The 19,403-nt window shown below is 71.9% G+C and carries 14 protein-coding genes; 11 read left to right on the top strand and 3 right to left on the bottom strand.

Going from position 1 to position 19,403, the window contains the following annotated elements; translation table 11 throughout:
- Nucleotides 1–11: 11 nt before the first annotated feature.
- On the top strand, nucleotides 12–935 hold the full coding sequence (locus tag TPAU_RS22660) for a trypsin-like serine peptidase (RefSeq protein ID WP_160160302.1): 924 nt from the start codon (nucleotides 12–14) through the stop codon (nucleotides 933–935).
- A 10-nt stretch (nucleotides 936–945) separates the two neighbouring features.
- A complete protein-coding gene (locus TPAU_RS22655) occupies nucleotides 946–2,283 on the top strand; it encodes a hypothetical protein (RefSeq protein ID WP_013128875.1) in 1,338 nt (445 codons plus the stop codon).
- 431 nt (nucleotides 2,284–2,714) lie between these two features.
- Here the strand turns inward: TPAU_RS22655 and TPAU_RS23285 are convergent, their stop codons facing one another.
- Together TPAU_RS23285 and TPAU_RS21630 are read right to left on the bottom strand one after the other, a co-directional pair.
- The gene (locus TPAU_RS23285) at nucleotides 2,715–2,858 is read right to left on the bottom strand and encodes a hypothetical protein (protein WP_013128873.1); all 144 of its coding nucleotides are present in this window, start codon (nucleotides 2,856–2,858) and stop codon (nucleotides 2,715–2,717) included.
- A 247-nt stretch (nucleotides 2,859–3,105) separates the two neighbouring features.
- The gene (locus TPAU_RS21630) at nucleotides 3,106–4,713 is read right to left on the bottom strand and encodes a (2,3-dihydroxybenzoyl)adenylate synthase (RefSeq protein WP_115330047.1); all 1,608 of its coding nucleotides are present in this window, start codon (nucleotides 4,711–4,713) and stop codon (nucleotides 3,106–3,108) included.
- 82 nt (nucleotides 4,714–4,795) lie between these two features.
- On the opposite strand from TPAU_RS21630, the gene TPAU_RS21625 reads away from it, so the two are divergent.
- Genes TPAU_RS21625 through TPAU_RS21600 form a run of 6 tightly spaced genes read left to right on the top strand, consistent with a single transcriptional unit; the run spans nucleotide 4,796 to nucleotide 13,526 of the window.
- Complete coding sequence (locus TPAU_RS21625) at nucleotides 4,796–6,130, top strand: salicylate synthase (protein ID WP_013128871.1); 1,335 nt, start codon at nucleotides 4,796–4,798, stop codon at nucleotides 6,128–6,130.
- Nucleotides 6,127–7,068 (top strand): daunorubicin/doxorubicin resistance ABC transporter ATP-binding protein DrrA, encoded by a 942-nt coding sequence (locus TPAU_RS21620; RefSeq protein WP_013128870.1) that lies wholly within the window; start codon nucleotides 6,127–6,129, stop codon nucleotides 7,066–7,068. Before TPAU_RS21625 ends, TPAU_RS21620 begins: the two co-directional genes overlap by 4 nt.
- Nucleotides 7,065–7,844: an ABC transporter permease gene (locus TPAU_RS21615; RefSeq protein WP_013128869.1), complete on the top strand. Its 780-nt coding sequence runs from the start codon at nucleotides 7,065–7,067 to the stop codon at nucleotides 7,842–7,844. Before TPAU_RS21620 ends, TPAU_RS21615 begins: the two co-directional genes overlap by 4 nt.
- Nucleotides 7,841–8,659, top strand: coding sequence for an ABC transporter permease (locus TPAU_RS21610; protein ID WP_013128868.1), 819 nt, complete (start codon nucleotides 7,841–7,843; stop codon nucleotides 8,657–8,659). The genes TPAU_RS21615 and TPAU_RS21610 overlap by 4 nt, the downstream gene beginning before the upstream one ends.
- A 35-nt stretch (nucleotides 8,660–8,694) precedes the next feature.
- Nucleotides 8,695–12,186 carry a non-ribosomal peptide synthetase gene (locus TPAU_RS21605; protein WP_013128867.1) on the top strand — a complete coding sequence of 1,164 codons (3,492 nt, stop codon included), beginning with the start codon at nucleotides 8,695–8,697 and terminating at the stop codon, nucleotides 12,184–12,186.
- Entirely contained in the window at nucleotides 12,183–13,526 is a 1,344-nt protein-coding gene (locus TPAU_RS21600; RefSeq protein ID WP_013128866.1) for a SidA/IucD/PvdA family monooxygenase, read from the top strand. The genes TPAU_RS21605 and TPAU_RS21600 overlap by 4 nt, the downstream gene beginning before the upstream one ends.
- Here TPAU_RS21600 and TPAU_RS21595 read toward each other — a convergent pair.
- A complete protein-coding gene (locus TPAU_RS21595) occupies nucleotides 13,501–14,118 on the bottom strand; it encodes a GNAT family N-acetyltransferase (RefSeq protein WP_013128865.1) in 618 nt (205 codons plus the stop codon). The two genes, TPAU_RS21600 and TPAU_RS21595, sit on opposite strands and share 26 nt — an antisense overlap.
- 86 nt (nucleotides 14,119–14,204) lie before the next feature.
- Here TPAU_RS21595 and TPAU_RS21590 point away from each other — a divergent pair, with 86 nt between their 5' ends.
- Genes TPAU_RS21590 through TPAU_RS21580 form a run of 3 tightly spaced genes read left to right on the top strand, consistent with a single transcriptional unit; the run spans nucleotide 14,205 to nucleotide 19,377 of the window.
- Nucleotides 14,205–14,954 (top strand): thioesterase II family protein, encoded by a 750-nt coding sequence (locus TPAU_RS21590; RefSeq protein ID WP_013128864.1) that lies wholly within the window; start codon nucleotides 14,205–14,207, stop codon nucleotides 14,952–14,954.
- Nucleotides 14,951–16,252: a beta-ketoacyl [acyl carrier protein] synthase domain-containing protein gene (locus TPAU_RS21585; protein WP_013128863.1), complete on the top strand. Its 1,302-nt coding sequence runs from the start codon at nucleotides 14,951–14,953 to the stop codon at nucleotides 16,250–16,252. The genes TPAU_RS21590 and TPAU_RS21585 overlap by 4 nt, the downstream gene beginning before the upstream one ends.
- Entirely contained in the window at nucleotides 16,249–19,377 is a 3,129-nt protein-coding gene (locus TPAU_RS21580) for an SDR family NAD(P)-dependent oxidoreductase (protein ID WP_013128862.1), read from the top strand. Before TPAU_RS21585 ends, TPAU_RS21580 begins: the two co-directional genes overlap by 4 nt.
- Nucleotides 19,378–19,403: the final 26 nt, after the last annotated feature.

Below are 19,403 nucleotides of genomic sequence, written 5' to 3'. Positions count from 1 at the left end.
TGATGCCTGATATGCGAATCTTCAGCGACCGCCTAAAACAGGAATTTTATATGCGCAAGATCGTGATTGGCGCTGCTACGCTAGCGCTACTGTGCTTATCGTTTTTGTCGTATACAGCAGCCTCTCCGGCTCTAGCGGCGCCTGTTGAAAACGATATGGTTGCACCCATCGGATGGAAAGTTGCTAGCGGTGCAGCAGATGTCGATCACCCGCTTGACTCGTCCGGATTAGTCAATCCTAGTGGGCTATCAGAGACTTCTCCTTCGCCCGGTTCGCAGTTCGATGCTCGAACCATCATCGGGCCTGACGATCGCGGGCAGATTCAAAATACTAGAGCGTTCCCCTATCGCGCGATAGGTCAGGCGACTTACGACTCTGGGGTATTAATCGGATACGTCTGTTCGGCCTGGCTAGCATCGGCCGACACGTTGGTAACAGCAGGTCACTGCGTACACAACTTGTTCGATGACGGAATCGTACGAAATTTCGCATTTAGCCCTGCTCGAAACGGGAGTTTGAACCCATGGGGCACCGTACAAGCACGTGAAATATGGACCGATAAATACTACAACATCAAGTCAGGCCGCGACTGGGCGGTAATCAAACTTGCCGAGCCGATTGGAAGCACCGTCGGGTGGCTAGGTATGACAAAGTCCACTTCTATCAGCTCTTCTCTAGGACAGCAGGCGACGATAACAGGGTATCCCGCCGACAAGCCTTACGGCACGCAGTGGTCGGCCTCAGGAATGATTGACAATGAGACCCCCCAGTACCTTCAGTATACAATTGATACATTCGGCGGCCAGAGCGGGTCGCCATTGTATCGAAGCGCAAGGGCACTGGGGATACACGTCAGCGGAACAGCATCGCACAACAGCGCTACTAAGCTCTCGGAGCCGCTCTTTGATGTAATTGTCAACCTATCGCGAAGGTGAATCCCAAAGGATGAATAGCAAGAATTTAGGTCCGGCCGAACACGCTTCAAGCGATCCTGAAACTCTTGTTTTGACTCCCCAGTGGTCGGCAGCACAGAAGATCTGTTTCCGACTGCTATTCACTCTGGGATCTGGGCTGCTTATTCTTGTAATTTACAGTAACGCTGGCCTTGCACCAATACTGCGCATTACCGGAGTGCAGTGGGTTGTTTCCCAGATTGGCAGTTACGTTAGCCGTGGAGACTCCGTCGCTATCGGTACGGGCAGCGACCAGGCATGGCAGTGGTACATGCTCTTAGGCTGGGCGATCCTCGCTGTCATCATCACAGCGGCCTGGACAGCACTGGACCGTTCCCATCAGAACTATCGCGGCCTCGCTGGTCTGCTCCATGTATTCACCCGCGTAGGGCTTGCACTATCTTTGATCATCTACGGGCTCGCTAAGGTTCTTCCGACGCAGATGGGGTACATGGCCTTGCCTGCATATCAGCTACAACTCGTCGGCGATACTAGCTTGTTCCACACGCTGTGGGGTTTCATGGGAGCCTCGACGCCCTACTCGGTAGCTGTTGGCCTAGTCGAGCTGGTCTCTGGCATACTCTTGCTGTGCCGTCGCACATGGCTCTTCGGGGCCACCCTGGCCATCATCGCAACTGTCCAAGTTCTACTACTAAACCTTTTCTATGACGTACCGGTAAAGATCGTGGCCAGTGCTTTGACCATTGCAGCATTTGTAGTCCTTGCCCCCGGTTGGCGAAATCTCTGGTACGCACTAACGAACCAGCCGGGCGTCCCGCCACTGACGCTTTGGCCAGCTAGCGGTTCAGGCCGCGCTGGCATATCGGTCGTTGGAACAATAGTGAAATGGCTGGCAGCGAGCCTTATTATAATCAACCACGGCACCGCTGGCGCAATCGGACTATACATTCTGCACACTCCTCGGAGCGACTTAGATGGAGTATGGAGCGCCAACGAGTTCACAATTAATGGTTCACCTGCACGCGTCGAAGATCGCCCTTGGACGAATATGTCTATCACGCTGCGCGGCAGCGACACCAACCCCGCTTTAGCTCCCGCGAGCAAACGCTACGATACCCTCGTTTCCCAGGATTCCACTGGTCATACTGTCGCCTGGCGGCTTGAGCAGACAGGAGTCGAATTAAACCTCCGAGCCGGAGGCAATGGGCCACGCGTAAAGATAACGACAAATCAAGTCAGTCATGACTTGCTGTATATTTCAGGCACCATCGGCGGCAATAAGATCGAAGGAAAATATGTCCGGCGTGCGATGCAACGAGAGAACTCCATAAGGCTGGTCCAGCCAGATGCGCAAAATTCTTCGCGCTGATTTCCTCTCGCGCCGCGCGAGCTTGCACAGTATGCAGGCGAAGGAACCTGCCAGAACATCAAGGACCACGGGGTGCGCATGAGTCTCAAACAACCGCATCAGCACGATGCGGCAGAGGTGGCCGCTAGGGGCAACTACCGGCCGACCGTGTTGCTGGGCGAGCCCATCGCCTCGACAGCGCGCCTGCGGGCCGCGCGCGCCGACATGCAGAACGTGATGTCGTCATCTTTTGGGCTTTTTCACGCGGTCCAACCTTCCCCTCTAGGACGATTGTCGTGACGTCTCACGATGAACTTCTGTGCCTGCATACGCCAGCTGGATTCTGAATCCTGTTGGAGTGCAGCACAATTCGCCGATAATCCACGTTATGACACTTCGAAGCGCCATAATTGCACTGGATGCATAATCCCCTGGGACACTCGACGGGCTGATCAGCGGGTCCAGACCACCGACCGGCTGGCAAGTGTTGACGAGCGGTCACCGGGCACGCCTTCGCTCCGAATGGTCGCGTAGTAGTCGAGGAGGCCAGGGTAGGCGTCATCAACCGCGTCGAGCACGGCGTACACGCCGAGCACGCTGAAACTCGTTGTGGGGGTGGCAATCCTCTCACTGCGCCCGTATTCCCGATCTCGCTCGATTCGAAGGCTAGAGTTCGCCCCACGTGATCGCCGCAGGGATGGGGACTGACCTGATCAGTGCCCATAAGGCGGGTTCGACGGTGCCCGGCTCGCCCGGACCGGCCGTTGCGGGTCTGGCTTCACAGTGTGGCGCGACCGCTCCCCCATGGGGATTCCGCATCCGGCTCGGGCAGCATTGCGCGGGTCATCTGAGCAGGCCGCGCAACGCCTTCTTGTCCACTTTCCCGACCGCGGTGAGCGGCAGGTCGTCGATGACCCGCACCCGGTCCGGCAGCTTGAACGCCGCGAGACCCCGGCCGGTGAGATGGTCCCTGACCTCGGCCAGGGTGAGCAGCCGCCCGTCCGTGACGAGCACGGCGCAGGTCCGCTCCCCCAGCACGGGGTCCGGGAGTCCGATCACCCCGGCCTCGCGGACCGCCGGGTGCGCGAGCAGGGCCTCCTCGATGTCGTCGGGGAAGATGTTCTCCCCGCCGCGCACGATGGTCTCCTTGATGCGTGAGACGTATTCGATCGAGCCGTCCGGCCGGATCCGCACCTGATCGCCGGACCGGTAGAAGCCGTCGGAGGTGAACGCGCGCCGGTTCGCGGCACCGGCCCGGTAATAGCCGCGGATCGTGTACGGGCCACGGGTCAGTAGCTCGCCGACGGTGCCCTCGGGCACGTCCTCGCCGTCCTCATCGACCACCCGCAGCTCGTCGAACGGGCTCATCGGAATGCCCTGCGTGGTGGCGACGACGTCCGGGTCCGCGCCGATCCGGGTGAGGTTGATCAGCCCCTCGGCCATGCCGAAGACCTGCTGCAGGGTGCCGGGGAAGGCCTCCTGTGCGGCGCGGGCGTCGGGCTCGGCGAGCTTCGCCCCACCGACCTGGAGCAGTCGCAGACTCGTCACGTCCGCGCTCTCCCAGGCCCGCGCGGCGGTCCACAGCTGCGCCAACGCCGGGACCAGCGCGGTCACCGTCACGCGGTGCTGCTCGATCAGCTCCAGCGCGGAGTCGGGGCTCGGATCGCGCGTGAGCACCACGCGGCCGCCGGTGAGCAACGCGCCGATCAGGCCCGGGCAGGCCAGGGGGAAGTTGTGCGCTGCGGGCAGTGCGACCAGATACACGTCGTCCGGGCCGAGCCCGCACACCGCGGCGGCCGTACGGGCGTTGTACAGGTAGTCCTCGTGCGTGCGCGGGATGAGCTTCGGCGCGCCCGTGGTGCCGCCGGAGATCAGGAACAGTGCGGGTGTCGTGGGATCGGGCCGCACGTCCGGGCTGTCCGACGGTGCACCGTCGACGAGCGCCCGGTGGGGGCCGGGGGCACCGTCGACCAGGACGGAACGGACGGCGGGCACCCGGCCGCGCAGCTCGGTGCCCAGATCGCGGTAGTCGTAGCCGGTCCGGTCGTCCGCGCAGATGTAACCGACGGCGCCGGAGGTGGCCGCGAGGTGTTCGATCTCGGCGATCCGGTGCGCGGGCAGTGCCATCACCGGCAGCACTCCGGCGCGGAGCAGCCCCAGGAGGGTGACGACGAACTCGACGGTGTTCGGCAGGTGCAGCACCACCACATCGCCGGGGGCGAATTCGCCGGCGAAGCCGGCGGCGCGCGCCGCGGACGCGGAGTCGAGTTCTGCGCGGGTGAGGGAGCGCTCTTCGTCGAGGACGGCGGGTAGCGACGGGTCGGTCCGTCCGGTTCCGAGGATCGCGCTCCACAACGGGAGCCCCTCGTACAGGCGCGCCTCGACATAGCGTCGCCGCTGCTGAGGGGGCAGATTCACGAAGTCGGCCGCGCTGGGAGATACGAATGTCACATCGTTGAGATTAGCCCAGGCTCCCCTAAGGGGGTTACGCTCCACGTCATTACCCGCCCCATCCGGACCCAGGAGGTTGCCGATGTCGGTCGCGATCGACGGCCCGCTCGCCGACCCGTTCCCCTCCGTCACCGAACTCGGCCGCGGCACGGGTCACCGGCTGTGCGCCACCTGGGCCGCCGCGGGACTCGCGGACGAGTACGTGGTCTACGAAGCGCCGGCCGGCCTGGTCTTCGCCGGCGGGGTGCGCGCCCGCATCCGGCTGACGGCGACCGATGTCACCGTCTCGGTCGAAGGCGACGCCGACACCCGGACCTACCGCGGGGCACCCGCCGCCGCCCTCGCCGCGGCCCTGGCCCGGCTGCCGTTCCACCGGTGGCGGGTGTACGGGTGGACCGCGTTCGAGTTCACCTCGCACCTGAGCGCCGGCCTCCGCAGCGGAGTACTCGCGGAGCTGGTCGTGCCCGAGTTCGAGATCCACGTGGCCGCCGACGGCACCGTCGACCGCACCGGGGTGCCCGCCGGCGTGCTCGAGCGGCTCGCCGCGATCGCACCCATCGCCCCGATCGATACCGTGAGCTGCCCGGTTGACGTCCGGCGCTCCGGCGACGACGGCTACCGCGCGCGCGTCGCCGCGGCGATCGCCGAGATCCGTGCCGGCGCCTACGAGAAGGTCATCCTGTCCCGGCGGCTGCCGGTCCCGTTCCCCGTCGACGTACCGGCGAGCTACGCGCTCGGCAGGGACTCGAACACCCCCGCGCGCTCGTTCCTGCTGCGGCTCTCCGGTCTGGAGGCCGCCGGCTTCTCCCCCGAGATCGTGGGTGCGGTGCACGCCGACGGCACCGTCGAGACGCAGCCCCTGGCCGGGACCCGCGCCCTGCACATGGACGGGACCGACCCGCAGGCGCTGCGCGCCGAGCTGCTGAGCGATGCCAAGGAGATCGTCGAGCACGCCCTGTCCGTACAACTGTCCTGCGCGGAGGTGGACGCGATCGCCGTACCCAGTACACGCATGGTCAGCGAGTTCATGACGGTCCGCGAGCGCGGCAGCGTCCAGCACCTCGCCTCGACGGTGATCGGCAAGCTCGCGACCGGCGTGTCCGCGTGGGAGGCGCTCGACGTGCTGTTCCCCGCGGTCACCGCGTCGGGCATCCCCAAGGCTCCGGCGGTGGACGCGATCGCCCGGCTCGAGCCGCACCCCCGCGGCCCCTACGCCGGCGCGGTGGTCACCGCCTCGTCCAACGGCGAGTTGGACGCGGCGCTGGTACTGCGCTCGCTGTTCTCGACCGAGGACGGTGCATGGCTGCAGGCCGGAGCGGGCGTCATCGCCCAGTCCGATCCGCAACGCGAGTTCGAGGAGACCTGCGAAAAGCTCGCCTCCGTCGCCCCGTACCTCGTCCGGAGGGCGGCGCGATGAACGAGATGATCCGTATCGAGGGGCTGCGACGCACGTTCGGCGCGGTCACCGCGCTGGACTCGATCAGCTTCTCCGTCCCCGAGGGCAGCGTGCTGGGCCTGCTCGGGCCCAACGGCAGCGGCAAGACCACCACGGTCTCGATCTTGTCCACCCTGCTCACCCCCGATTCCGGGCGGGCGGAGGTGGCGGGCTTCGACGTGGTGCGCGACGCGGCCCGGGCGCGCGAGTCGATCTCGCTGACCGGTCAGTTCGCGGCGCTGGACCAGGCCCTGACGGTGCGCGAGAACATCGCGCTGTTCGGCCGCCTGACCGGCCTGCGGCGCGGCGACCTCGCCGGCCGCACGTCCGCGCTGGCGCAGACCTACGGGCTCGGCGAGTTCCTGGACCGGCGGGTGGGCGCACTGTCCGGCGGTATGCGCCGCCGCGTCGACATCGCCTGCGCGCTGGTGACGCGCCCGCGAGTGCTCTTCCTCGACGAACCGACCACCGGCCTGGACCCGCAGAGCCGCGCCGCGGTCTGGGACGCGGTACGGGCGCTCCGCGCCGACGGCATCACCGTGCTGATGACCACCCAGTACCTCGCGGAGGCGGACGAGCTCGCCGACGACGTGGTGGTGCTCGGCGCGGGCCGGGTCCTGGCCCAGGGCAGCCCCGCCGAGCTCAAGCACCGCGCCGGTGCATCGCGCTGCGAGATCGTCCTCGTCGAACCCGGCCGGGTCGACGGGGTCGTAGCGCGGCTGAGTGCACGCGGCCACGACGCGCACCGCGCCGCGGACGGCGTCGTCGTGGTCGCCGCTCCCGACGGCCAGGCGACGCTGCTCGCGGTGCTCGGGCTGCTCACCGACGTGCCGCTCGTCTCCGCCGGACTGCGGCCGCCGAGCCTCGACGAGGTCTTCCTCCAGCTGATCGACGACGATCCCGAGCAGGTGACGGCGTGAGCATCGTGGAGCACCCCCGGACCTCGGTGCCGCTGCTGCGCGCGACGCGGGTGCTGGCGGCCCGCGGGGTCCGCGGCGGCGTGCGCGAGGGCGACCTGGTGTTCGCGATCGCCGCGCCCGTCCTGTTCTTTCTGTGCTTCTACACGCCGCTGCACCGCTCCTTCGAGGCCGCCGGAGGCGATTACGCGCAGTACCTCGCGCCCGTGATCACGCTGCAGGCCGGCCTGTTCACGGCGATCGTCGCCGGACAGCGCGCCGGTCAGGACCGGGCCACCGCCGCCACCGAGCGTCTCGCGACGCTCCCGGTGCCGCGGGTCGCGCCCACGCTCGCACGGCTGCTCGCTATCGGCGCGCGGGCGGCGATCACGATCGCGACCGCGACCGCGATCGCCGCCGTCTTCGGGTTCCGGCTGCACGGGCTCGTGCCGGCGGTCGGCTATTTCGCGCTGGTCCTGGTGGTCACGCTGGCGCTGTCGGCGCTGGCCGACGCGCTCGGCTCGGTCACCGCAGCACCCGAGCGGATCGGCGAACTGCTGATGCTCCCCCAGGTCGTGCTGGTGATGGCGTCGACCGGCCTGGTCCCGGCGGCGGCCTTCCCCGAATGGATCCAGCCGGTGGTGCGCAACCAGCCGGTGTCGGTCTTCGCCGACGCCCTGCGGGGCCTGGCCGACGGTGACTCGGGCGACCCGACCGCGGCCCTCATCTGGGCCGCCGCGCTGGTCGTGGTCGGCGCACTCGCCTGTGTGCTCGTCGCGCGCAAGGACGCGCGCCGATGAGCACGCGGTCGGGCACCACGAGCGGCACGGTCACCGTCGACCGCCGCGCCGTGCCGCTGGCGCCCGCGACCCTCGTGGTGGCGGGGGCACTGCTGCGGGCGTGGTCGCGCAGTCCGGTCGTGCTGGTGCAGGCCATCGCGTTCCCGGCGTTCCTGCTGGCGATGTTCCAGCTGGTGCTCGGCAAGACCGTCACCGCGATGGGTGCGGGCACCAGCATCTACGCCAACGCCGGCCTGATCGCGCTGGTCAGCGCGCTGTACGGGAGCCTGGCGACCGGGCTGAGCTTCATCACCGAGCGGGAGTCGGGCGTCCTGTCCCGGCACGCGACGATGCCCGTGCCCCGAGCGGCACTCCTGGCCGGCCGCCTCGTCGCCGAGGCGGGCCGGACCGCGGTGAGCACCGCGCTGCTGCTCGCGATGGCGGTGGTCCTGGGCCTGCGGTTCACGCAGGGTCCGCTCGCCGCGGCGGCCGCCTACCTGGTGCCGATCGCCTTCGGGACGGCGTTCGCGCTCGTGGTGCTGGCGTTGGCGGCGGTCACGGCCGGGACCCAGATGGTGCAGTTGTTCGGCGGCGTCTTCCTGCTGCTGATGTTCTTCGGCACCGGCTTCGTGCCGGCCGACCAGTACCCGGTGTGGCTGCAGCCGATCGTCCGGTGGCAGCCGCTGAGTCCGGCGACCGACCTGATGCGGGGCCTCACCGAGGGCGGTCCCGTCGCCGTCCCGCTGCTCGCGACGGCGCTCTGGATCGCCGGCATCCTCGCGTTCGCCTTCCCGGTCGCGCTGCGCGGCTTCGCGGGCGCGGCGGTCCGGCGCTGATGCACCGCCCTCATCGACAAGGAACGAACGAGCACATGAGCGAACCCAGCAGTGCCCTCGGAACCGACTCCGCACCGGCGATCGGCCTCGATGAGGTACGGGCGACGATCGCCGCAGCCCTCGACCTCCCGGTGCACGAGGTGACCCCGGACGCCGACCTCATCGGCCTCGGCCTCGACTCGCTGCGCATGATGGCGCTGGCCGGGGGTTGGCGGAAGCGCGGCGTGGCGATCAACTTCGCCCGCCTCGCGGCCGAGCCCACCGCCGCGGCGTGGGCATCGCTCCTCGCCGCCGCTCCTGCTGTGCCCCTGACACCCGACCCCGCCCCGGCACCGCCGGCACCCCCGGCCGATCCCACCGACGCCTTCGCCCTGGCCCCGATGGCCCACGCCTACTGGGCGGGCCGCCAGGCCGCCGAGCTCGGCAGCGTCGCGGCGCACCTGTCCGTCGAATTCGACGGTGCCGGCGTCGACCCGGATCGGCTCCGCGACGCCGTGCACAGCGTGGCGCAGGCCCACCCGCAGCTGCGAGCGCGGATCCTGCCCGACGGCACCCAGCGCATCGGCCCCGACGCCACCCGGGTCAGCGTCGTCGACCTGCGCGGCGCCGACGCGGCGCGGGTGCGCGCAGAACTCGACCGGCTGCGGGACGAGCGCACCCACCAGCTTCTCGACATCGCGGCCGGCCGGATGTGGGACGTGACCCTCACCCTGCTGCCGGAGGGTGCGAGCAGGCTGCACGTGGACGTCGACATGATCGCCGCCGACGCGGTCAGCTACCGGATCCTGATGCGCGATCTCGCGGCCGCGTACCGCGGCGAAGCGATCGCCGCACCGGACTACCGGTACCGCGACTACCTGGACCGGCCTCCGGTCGACGCCGCCGTCCGCGCCGACGACGAGCGGTTCTGGCGGGCGCGGGTGCCGGAGCTCCCCGGCGCCCCCGAGCTGCCCCTGTCCGCGGCCGGACGCGCGGGCACGGCGCTGCGGGTGCGGCGGATGCACCACCGGGTCGACGGCGCCGGGAAGGCGGCCATCGAGGCGGCGGCACGCACCCGCGGCGTCACCCCCGCGATGGCTCTGGCCTCCGTCTTCGCCGCCACCGTCGCGCGGTGGAGCGCCGCCGACCGCTTCCTGCTCAACCTTCCCCTGTTCGACCGCGAGCCGGTGCACCCGGACATCGACGGGGTGGTCGGCGACTTCACCTCCTCGGTTCTGCTCGACGTCGACGGAACCGCTCCCGTCACCGCCGAGGCGCTGCAACGCACCCTGCACCGCAACGCCGCGCACGGCACTGTCGGCGGCGTGGAGGTCCTGCGCATGCTGGGCCGTGCGCAGGGCCGGCAGGTGCTGGCGCCGGTGGTGTACACTTCCGCGATCGGACTGGGCGAGCTGTTCGACCCCACGGTCACCGCGACCTTCGGCACCGCCGGGCACATCGTCTCGCAGGGCCCGCAGGTGCTGCTCGACGCGCAGGTCACCGAGTTCGACGGTGGCCTCCTGCTGAACTGGGACATCCGGGCCGACGCCTTCGAGGACGGCGTGGCGGACGCGATGTTCGAGCACTACCGCGCGAGCCTGCGCGCGCTCGCCGACGGGACCGCCGCCCCCGGCCTGCCCGCCGACCAGGTGCGGCGCCGCGCCGAGGCGAACGCCACCGCGCACGACGCGCCGCCACGCACCCTGCACGGCCGGTTCTTCGCGGCGGCCGCAGCCCGGCCCGATGCCCCCGCGGTGCTCGGCGACGGCGCACCGCTCACCTACGGCGAGCTCGCCGCCGCCGCGCTGCGGGTCGCGGGCGCGCTGCGGGCGGACGGGATCGGCGCCGGCGATGCGGTCGCGATCCACCTGCCCAAGGGCCCCGGCCAGGTCATCGCGGTTCTCGGCGTGCTCGCCGCCGGCGCCCACTACGTGCCCGTGGGCTATGCGCAGCCGCCCGCCCGGCGTGCGGCGATCCTCGCCGGTTCCGGCGCGCGGATGCTGCTCGACGGCGAGGCCCTCGCGGCCGCGCTCGCGCGGGACACGGCCGCGCCGGACCCCGCCGACACCGATCCGGCGGAGGTGGCGTACGTGCTGTACACCTCCGGCTCGACCGGCGTGCCCAAGGGCGTCGAGGTCTCCCACGACGCCGCGACGAACACGATTGACGACCTCGTCGAGCGGTTCGCGCTCGGCCCCGCCGACCGCACCCTCGGGGTGTCCGCGCTCGAATTCGACCTGTCGGTCTTCGACCTGTTCGCCCCGCTGTCGGTGGGCGGCGCCGTGGTGGTGATGGCCGAGGAGGCCAAGGCCGACCCCGCCGCGTGGCTGGACCTGACGGTCCGGCACGCGGTCACCGTCGTCAATGCGGTACCGGCGGTGCTGGACCTGCTGCTGGCCCGCGCCCACGGGAGCGCCACCGGCGTGCCCGCGTTGCGCGCCGTGCTGCTCGGTGGCGACAGGGTGTGCGTCGACCTGATCGAGCGCACCCGCGCCGTCGCGCCCGCGGCCCGGTTCGCAGGCCTCGGCGGCGCTACCGAGGCCGCGATCCACTCGACCGTCCGCGAGGTCACCGGGCCCGCGCCGGCACACTGGGACTGCGTGCCCTACGGGCGCCCGTTGCGCAATGTGCGGTGCCGCGTGGTCGACGGTGCCAGCCGCGACCGGCCCGATCACGTGCCCGGCGAGCTGTGGATCGGCGGCCGTTCCGTCGCGCTCGGCTACCGCGGGGACCCGGAGCGCACCGCGGACCGGTTCGTGGAGGTCGACGGTGTCCGCTGGTACCGCACGGGCGACCGCGGACGCTACGACGGGGACGGCGGGATCGATTTCCTCGGACGCGCCGACAATCAGGTCAAGGTGCGCGGCCACCGGGTGGAGCTCGGCGAGGTCGAGTCGGCGCTGCGCTCGGCTCCCGGGGTCGACGGTGCGATCGTCCGCGTGGTGGGCGAGGCGCACCGGGCGCAGCTGGTCGCGGCGGTGACCGGCGATTCTCCCGCGGAGCTCGACCCGGCCGCGGTGCTCGCGGTCGTCGCGGCGGCCGTGCCCGGCTACATGGTGCCGGCGCGGGTGCGCGTGCTCGACGCCTTCCCCCTGACCGGCAACGGCAAGACCGATCGCGCGGCGATCGGCGCGCTCCTCGCGGGTGATGCCGAGCGCGCCCCCGCTCGGGCCCCCGGGTCGGCGCTGGAACGCGCACTGCTCGCCCTGGTGATCGAGGTGATCGGTGCCGACCCCGCGGACCCGCCGGGGGTGGACGACGACTTCTTCGCGCTCGGCGGCGATTCGGTGCAGGCGACCGCGCTGGTGGCCGCGATCCGGGACTGGCTGGACGCGCCCGCGATGACGATCGCGCAGGTCTTCGCGGGGCGCACCGTCGCCGGGATCGCGACGGCCGTCGCGGAACACGACGATCCCGCCCGCCTCGACGCGGTCGCCGAGGTCTATCTCGAGGTGTCCGCTCTCGGCGCCGACGAACTGGCCGAACTCATCGCGGCCGAGACCGCCGAGGCCGCTGCCTCCGACACCCCCGAGGGGGACCGGGCATGACGGATCTGCTCATCGTCGGCGCGGGACCGAAGGCGGTCGCCGTCGCGGCCAAGGCGGCGGTGCTGCGGGCGAACGGACTGCCGGCGCCGTCGATCACCGTCGTCGATCCCCTCGGGGTCGCCGGGAACTGGCGGGCCGCGGGCGGCTGGACCGACGGTGCGCACCGGCTCGGGACCAGCCCGCTCAAGGACGTGGGCTACCCGTACCGCAGCCGTATCGCGGGCGGGGGCGGCGGTGCCGTGGATGCCGAGGTGGATCGCGGCATGCTGCTGCTGTCGTGGACCGCGCACCTGACCGATCGCGGTGCGTACGCCGACTGGGTGGACCGCGGCGGGCCCGCGCCGACGCATACGGAGTGGGCGGCGTACCTGGCCTGGGTGGCCGAGCGCGTCGGGATGGAGCCGGTGCGGGACACCGTCGTCGCGCTCTCGCCGGACGGTGACGGCTGGTCCGTCGGGCTGGCCTCGGGCGAGCGGCGGGCCGCGACGCGGGTGATGATCACCGGCCCGGGGTCGAGCGGCCGGGCCCTGCTCGTGGATCCCGCGGTGCTGTCGGTGGCGGACTTCTGGGCGGCCGCTGCGGCGCGCGCGCTCCCGCCGGGGGCGCGGGTGGCGGTGATCGGCGGTGGCGAGACCGCGGCCTCGGCGCTGGACGAGCTGGTGCGGCACGACGTCTTCGCGATCACCGTGGTTTCCCCCACCCCGACGCTCTTCACCCGGGGCGAGAGCTACTTCGAGAACGCGCTCTACAGCGATCCGTCGCGGTGGGCGATGCTCGGCGAGCAGGAGCGCCGCGACGTGATCCGGCGGACCGACCGGGGCGTCTTCTCCGCCCGGGTGCAGGAGGCGCTGCTGGCCGAGAACCGCGTGCACCACGTGCCGGGCCGCGTCGTCGGCCTGCGGCGCGTCGGGCCCGACGGTGCCGCCGGCGGCGGCATCGAGCTGTGCCTGCGGGCCACCGCGCCGTACACGCCGCCCGCCTACGACCTCGTGGTCGACGCCACCGGCGGCGATCCGCTGTGGTTCCGATCGCTCCTCGACCCGGCGGCGCAGGACCTCCTGGAATCGGCCGTCGGCGGCCCCGTGAGCACGGCCCGGGTGGAGTCCGCGATGGGGTACGACCTGGCGGTGTCCGGGGTGACCCAGAAGCTGCACCTGCCGACGCTCGCGGGCTTCGCGCAGGGGCCGGGCTTCGCCAACCTCAGCTGCCTGGGCGAGTTGTCCGACCGCGTGCTCGGCACCGTCTCCGGCGCGAGCTCGCACGGGGCGGCGGGAGCGGGCCGGGCAGCGGGCGGAGCGGTGCCGGGCGCCACCGTCAGTCGTCCGGTCGCGACCGGATGAACAGGCTGATCCGCCGTCCGGGCCGCACATCGACGGTGTCGCGGTGGACGAATCCGGCCTTGGTGAGCGCGCGGTGGATCCGCGCGTTGTCGACCGCCGGGTCGCCCACCATGCGGCGGCACTGCGGCTCGGCGGTGAGCACCCCGTCGGCGAGTTCGGTGATGAACGCGGTGATCACGCCGCGGCCGATGAGACCAGTCTCGCCGGTGGCGATGTGAAAGCCCATGTCGTGCGGGTGGGCGTCGTAGGTGCCGCCCACTTCGTCGCGCGTGACGCGGTACAGCTCGACGTAGCCGGCGTCGGCGCCGTCGACGGTGAAGATCACCGGCACCGAGTAGTCCCCGCGCAGGCGCAGCCGGGCGTCCTCGGCCCACTGTGCCGCGGACCAGGGCTGCTCCCAGGTGGCCACCAGGTGCGGCAGTGCCATCCAGCGCGCGATCAGCTGCGGATCGGTGCCCTCCGGATCGACGACGCGCAGCCCGAACCGGCCGTGCAGCACCGGCACGACCGGGCCCGGCACGGCGGCGTGCGCCGGCGAGGGGTCCGGACGCTGGCGGGGCAGAGTCCGTGTGCTGCTGTCTGATTCGGCCACAGAACCCCTTACGAAGTAAGATATCCTCACCTTATTTCGGTGAGTATAGTCGCCCATCCGGGCAGCGAGATCCAGGAGGCCAGACGATGAGCACGAACCGCGGCTGGGTACGTCAGTTCCATCCCGCCGGACCGGAATCGGCCCGCACGGTGGTCCTCTTCCCGCACGCCGGGGGCGGCGCCTCCGCGTACCGACTCCTGTCCGCCGCACTCACCGAGGCAGGCGCCCGCGTCCTGATCGTGCAGTACCCGGGACGGCAGGACCGCGCCGCCGAACCCCACCCCGGTTCGCTCTCCGGGCTCGCCCAGGGCGCCGTCGCCGACCTGCGACCGCAGCTCGACGGCGGCCCGCTCACCCTGTTCGGGCACAGCATGGGCGCGATCGTCGCCTTCGAGGCCGTCCGGGCGCTGGAGGCCGCCGGCATCACCGTCGCGCACCTGGTCCCCTCCGCGGGCGTGGCCCCGAGCCGCATCGCGGAGCTGCCCCCGCACCCGTCGACCGACGAGGCCCTGCTCGCCCGCGCCGCGCTGCTCGACGGCAGCGATCCGGCCGTGCTCGCCGAGAGCGCCATCGCCCGGATGGCGCTGCCCGCCATGCGCGCCGACTTCGCGGCGTTCGACGCGTACACGTGCGGGGCGGGAGTCACCGTCGATGCTCCCGTGACCGCACTCGGCGGCCTCGACGACCCGGCGGTCCCGCCCGCGCACCTGCATCAGTGGTCCGCGCACACCACCGCGGGTGCCGCGGTGCAGTTGCTGCCCGGCGGGCACTTCTTCGTCGACGCCCAGATCCCCGCGGTGGTCCGGCTTCTCGCCCCGTCCGGAGTCCGCGCGTGAGCGCGCCGACCGCGGCCGACCGGATCGTCATCACCGGCATCGGGCTCGAGGCGCCCGGCGGCGTCGAGACCGTCGAGCAGCTGTGGGACGCCCTGGAGACCGGTGAGGACCTCACCGGTCATTTCCCCCGGGATCGTGGCTGGGACCTGGGCGAGATCTTCGCGCTGCACGAGCGGCGCGGTTACCAGCGGGTCCCCGACCGCGGTGGGTTCCTCGACGCGGCCGCGGAGTTCGATCCGGCGTTCTTCGGGCTGAGCCCGCGGGAGGCGATCGCGATGGACCCGCAGCAGCGGGTCGCACTGCGGGTCGCGCACCGGGCGCTGGCGCACGCGGGCATCGCACCGCGGTCGCTGCACGGCACCCGGACGGGCTGCTACCTCGGCGCATCGGCGATGGAGTACGGCCCGTCCCCGGCCGAGGTCAACGAGTACGCCGGGCACCGGGTCGCCGGGGCCGCGCTCGGCGCCGTCGCCGGGCGGATCGCGCATCATCTGGGCACCGTCGGCCCCGCGATGACCGTGGACGCCGCCTGCGCGTCCTCGCTGACGGCGCTGCACGTGGCGATCGCCGGCTTGCGCTCGGGCGACTGCGAGCTCGCCCTCGTCGGCGGCGTCTGCGTGATGGGCTCGCCCGCCGCCTTCTACGAGTTCTCCAAGAACCACGCGCTCGCCCCCGACGGCGTGCTGCACGCCTACGGAGCCGGCGCGGCCGGCACCGTCTGGGGTGAGGGCGCGGGGGTGCTGGTCGTGGAGACCGCGGCGCACGCCGCGGCGGCCGGGCGCCCGGTGCTGGCGGAGGTGCTGGCGACCCGGGTCTCGCACAACGGCGGCGGCGGCCCGATCGTGGTGCCCAGCGAGGCGGCGCAGACCGCGCTCGTGGCCGACACCCTCGCCGTCGCGGGCGTAGACCCGGACGACGTGGGCATGGTCGAGGGCCACGGCACGGGCACGCCGCTCGGGGATCCGGCGGAACTGGCCGCCCTCGCCACCGCGTACGGCCGCGCCGGGGTCTGCTGGCTGGGATCGATCAAGTCGGCGACCGGGCACACGCAGGCCGCGGCCGGCGTCCTCGGGCTGGCCAAGGCGGTGCTGTGCGCCCGCGCGGGCGTGGTCGCCGCCACCCTGCACGCCGATCCCCCGACCCCGCGGCACGACTGGGGCGCGGGCGCGCTGGCGCTGCCGCACGCCGCGCAGCCCTTCCGCCCCGCCGCCGACGGCCGCCGCATCGCCGCGGTCTCCTCGTTCGGCGTGGCGGGCTCCAACGCCCACGCCCTCATCACCGCGGGAGGCACGCAATGAGTTCCCCGACCCTCTCCCGGTCCGGTTCGACGCCGGGGCTCCGTCCCCGGATCGACGGTGCACCCCTGCTCCCGGACGGCCTCCCGGCCTTCGTGCTCAGCGCCGACGGTGCCGATTCCCTCGCCGCCGCCGCCGCGCAGCTCCGCCGCTACCTCACCGAGCACCCGCAGGTACCGCTGCCCGCCGTCGCCGCGGCGCTGGTCGCGACGCGCGACCTGCGGCGGCACCGCGCGATCGTGCACACCGACGACCGCGGCGAGCTCGTCACCGCCCTCGACGCGCTGGCAGCGGACCCGGTGCGCCCGGTCGGTACCGCCGTTCCCGGCCTGCACACGGGCGTCGCCGCCGCGGGCGCGCCGGCGTTCGTCTTCCCGGGCCAGGGCAGCCAGCGCCGGGGCATGGGCGCGCTGTTCCACCGCGAGTCCGCGGTGTACCGCGACACGGTCGAGAAGATCCACGCGATCGCGCTGGAGGTCTTCGGCTCGTCGGCCCGCGACTACCTGCTCGGCACCGGCGAGTGGGAGCAGGGCGGCCGGCCCGTCCCCGTCGAGGTGGTCCAGCCCGCGATCTTCATGCAGGCGCTCGGCCTGGCCGCGATGTGGCGGGCAGCCGGCATCGAGCCGCGGATCCACGTCGGGCACAGCCAGGGTGAGATCGCCGCGGCGGTCGCCGCGGGCACCGTCGGCCTCGCCGACGGGCTGCGGCTGGTCACGCGGCGCGCCCTCGCGGTCCGCGACAACGCGCCCACCGGGCATTCGATGGCGGTGCTCGGCACCGACCGCGAGCGGTGCGCGGCCATGCTGGCCCGGACCGTCGGCTTCGCGGAACTGTCCGTGGTGAACTCGGCGCACGTGCTGTGCGTCAGCGGTGAGCGCGACGTGGTGGCGGGGCTGGTCGCGCAGGCCACCGAGCGGGGGATCTTCGCCCGCGAGATCCGGGTCGAGTACCCCGCGCACACCTCGCTCGTGGGCTCCATGTGGCACCTGCGGGAGAAGTGGATGGGCGTGATGGACCATCCCGCGTTCCTGCCCACCGAGCACCTGCTCATCGGCGGCACGCTCGGCGAGGCCGTCCCCGCCGACACCGATTTCCTCGACTACTGGTTCTGGAACCTCAAGAACCCGGTCCGGTTCGACCTCGCGACGCGGGCCGCACTCGACGCGGGCGCCGACCGGCTGATCGAGCTCGCCGAGCACCCCACGCTGCAGCTCGCACTGCACGAGAACATCGCCGACGCCGGTGCCCGCGCCACCGTGACCGGCAGCTCGCGGCGCGACGCGACCGACCTGTCGGAATTCTCCTCCGCGGTCGCCGACGTGCTCGTGACCCACGCCCGCGACCTCGACGTCCAGCGCACACTGGTCGCGGAGGAACTGCCGCCCGGCTTCCCCGCGGCCCCGCTGTCCCGGCAACGCCTGTGGGCCGCCCTCCCGGGCCGGCCCGCGACCGCGGGGCCCGTCCGGCCCCGCACGCGTGTCCTCGACACCGTCTGGACCGATCTCGACGCACCGGTCAGCGCGCCACCGCGACCGCTCGCGATCATCGACCCCACCGGGGCGCACGCCGACCTGGCCGCCGCCCTCCTCGACGCCGCGGCCCGGTACGGGACACCCGCCCGCCGTAGCGACCGCGCCGGTGACGACGAGATCGCGGTGGTCCTCGTCCCGGGATCCGCGGAGACCGACACGACGATCGCCGCCGTCGGCGAGTTGCTCGCCGATCGCCGCTGGTGGGCCGGAGTACAGCCCGCGGCCGGGATCGCCGCCGTCACGGCGGGGGCGGTCGTCGCGGACCCGGCCGACCCGGGGCCCGACGGTGCCGCCGCGGCGATCGCCGTCGGTTTCCGCGCGTTCGGCGCGGACCTGCCCGGCGTCGAGGTCCGGCACCTCGATCTCGATCCGCGCGCCGACGCGGCGGCGCAGGCCGGCACCGCGATCCACGCGCTGCACGTGGCGGGCGAGCCGCGTCTGGCCCTGCGGTCCGGCGCCGTGCGCGCCGAACGCTGGGTCGACGCCGAGCCCACCGAAACGGGCACGGAGCCTCCTGCGGGACTGCTGGAGACTGCGCGGAACGTAGTGATCAGCGGGGGTACCGGACACCTGGGGCTCGCGTTCGCGGCGCACGCGGCGGCCCACGGCGCCGCCTCGGTCACTCTGCTCTCCCGCTCGGGCGGGGGAACGACCGTCCGGCACGCGCTGGCCCGGATCGCCCGCCGCCATCCCGCCTGCGCGGTCACGGTGGTGCCGTGCGATGTCACGGACCCGGCGGCCGTCGCCACCGCCCTCGCCGGCGCCGGGCGCGCGATCGACCTCGTCGTGCACGCCGCCGTCGGATATCGACGTTGTGCCGCAACGGATCTCGATGCATCGGACTTCACCGCCGCGGCCGCGGCCAAGGTGGGCGGACTACGCACGCTCGCGCAGGCGGTGCCGGATGCGACGCTGCTGACCTGCAGCTCCGCCGCCGCCGCGCTTCCCGGCGCGGGCCAGGCCTGGTACGCCGCGTCGAACACGCTGGCCGAGGCCGAGGCCGCCGCGCTCCGGCGGGCCGGACGACGGGCCGCCGCCGTGCGGTGGGGCCTGTGGGAGCAGGCCGGTCCGCTCGACGAGGCGGGCTTCGCGGCCGTCACGGCGGCCGGGGTGATCCCGCTGGCCGCCCCCGACGCGCTGGCCGCGCTCGCCCGCTCGACCGGTCCCGAGCCAGTGATCACCGCCGTCGACCTGCCGCGGCTGCGCGATGTCGCCGCGGCGTTCGGCGCGGCGGCGCTGCTCACCGATCTCACCGAGGACACCACCCCCGCCGTTCCGGCACCGTCGGACGCGGTCCCCGGGACAGCGCCCGACGCCCCCGCGACCGTGACCGTGACCACCGACGCCGCCCCCGGACCCGCGCCGGGCGGGGGCGCCGATGTCGCGGCGGTGCTCCGGCACCACCTCGCGCGGGCGCTCGCGGTGCCCGCGGACACGCTGGACCCCGATGTCGCGCTCGTCGCCCTGGGACTCGACTCCCTGCAGGCCCTGGAGCTGCGCACCGCGGTCCGCGACGAACTGGACGCCGAACTCCCGCTCGAGGCGATCCTCGGCGGCGCGACGCTCGCCGAGGTCAGCGCGACCCTGGCCGGCTGATCCGCCCCCGGATCACCGACGGACAC

It is taken from the genome of Tsukamurella paurometabola DSM 20162, assembly GCF_000092225.1.
Taxonomy (GTDB): Bacteria; Actinomycetota; Actinomycetes; order Mycobacteriales; family Mycobacteriaceae; genus Tsukamurella; species Tsukamurella paurometabola.
The sequence above is the reverse complement of the archived record's forward strand: the minus strand, read 5'-3'. Positions and strand labels throughout refer to the sequence as shown.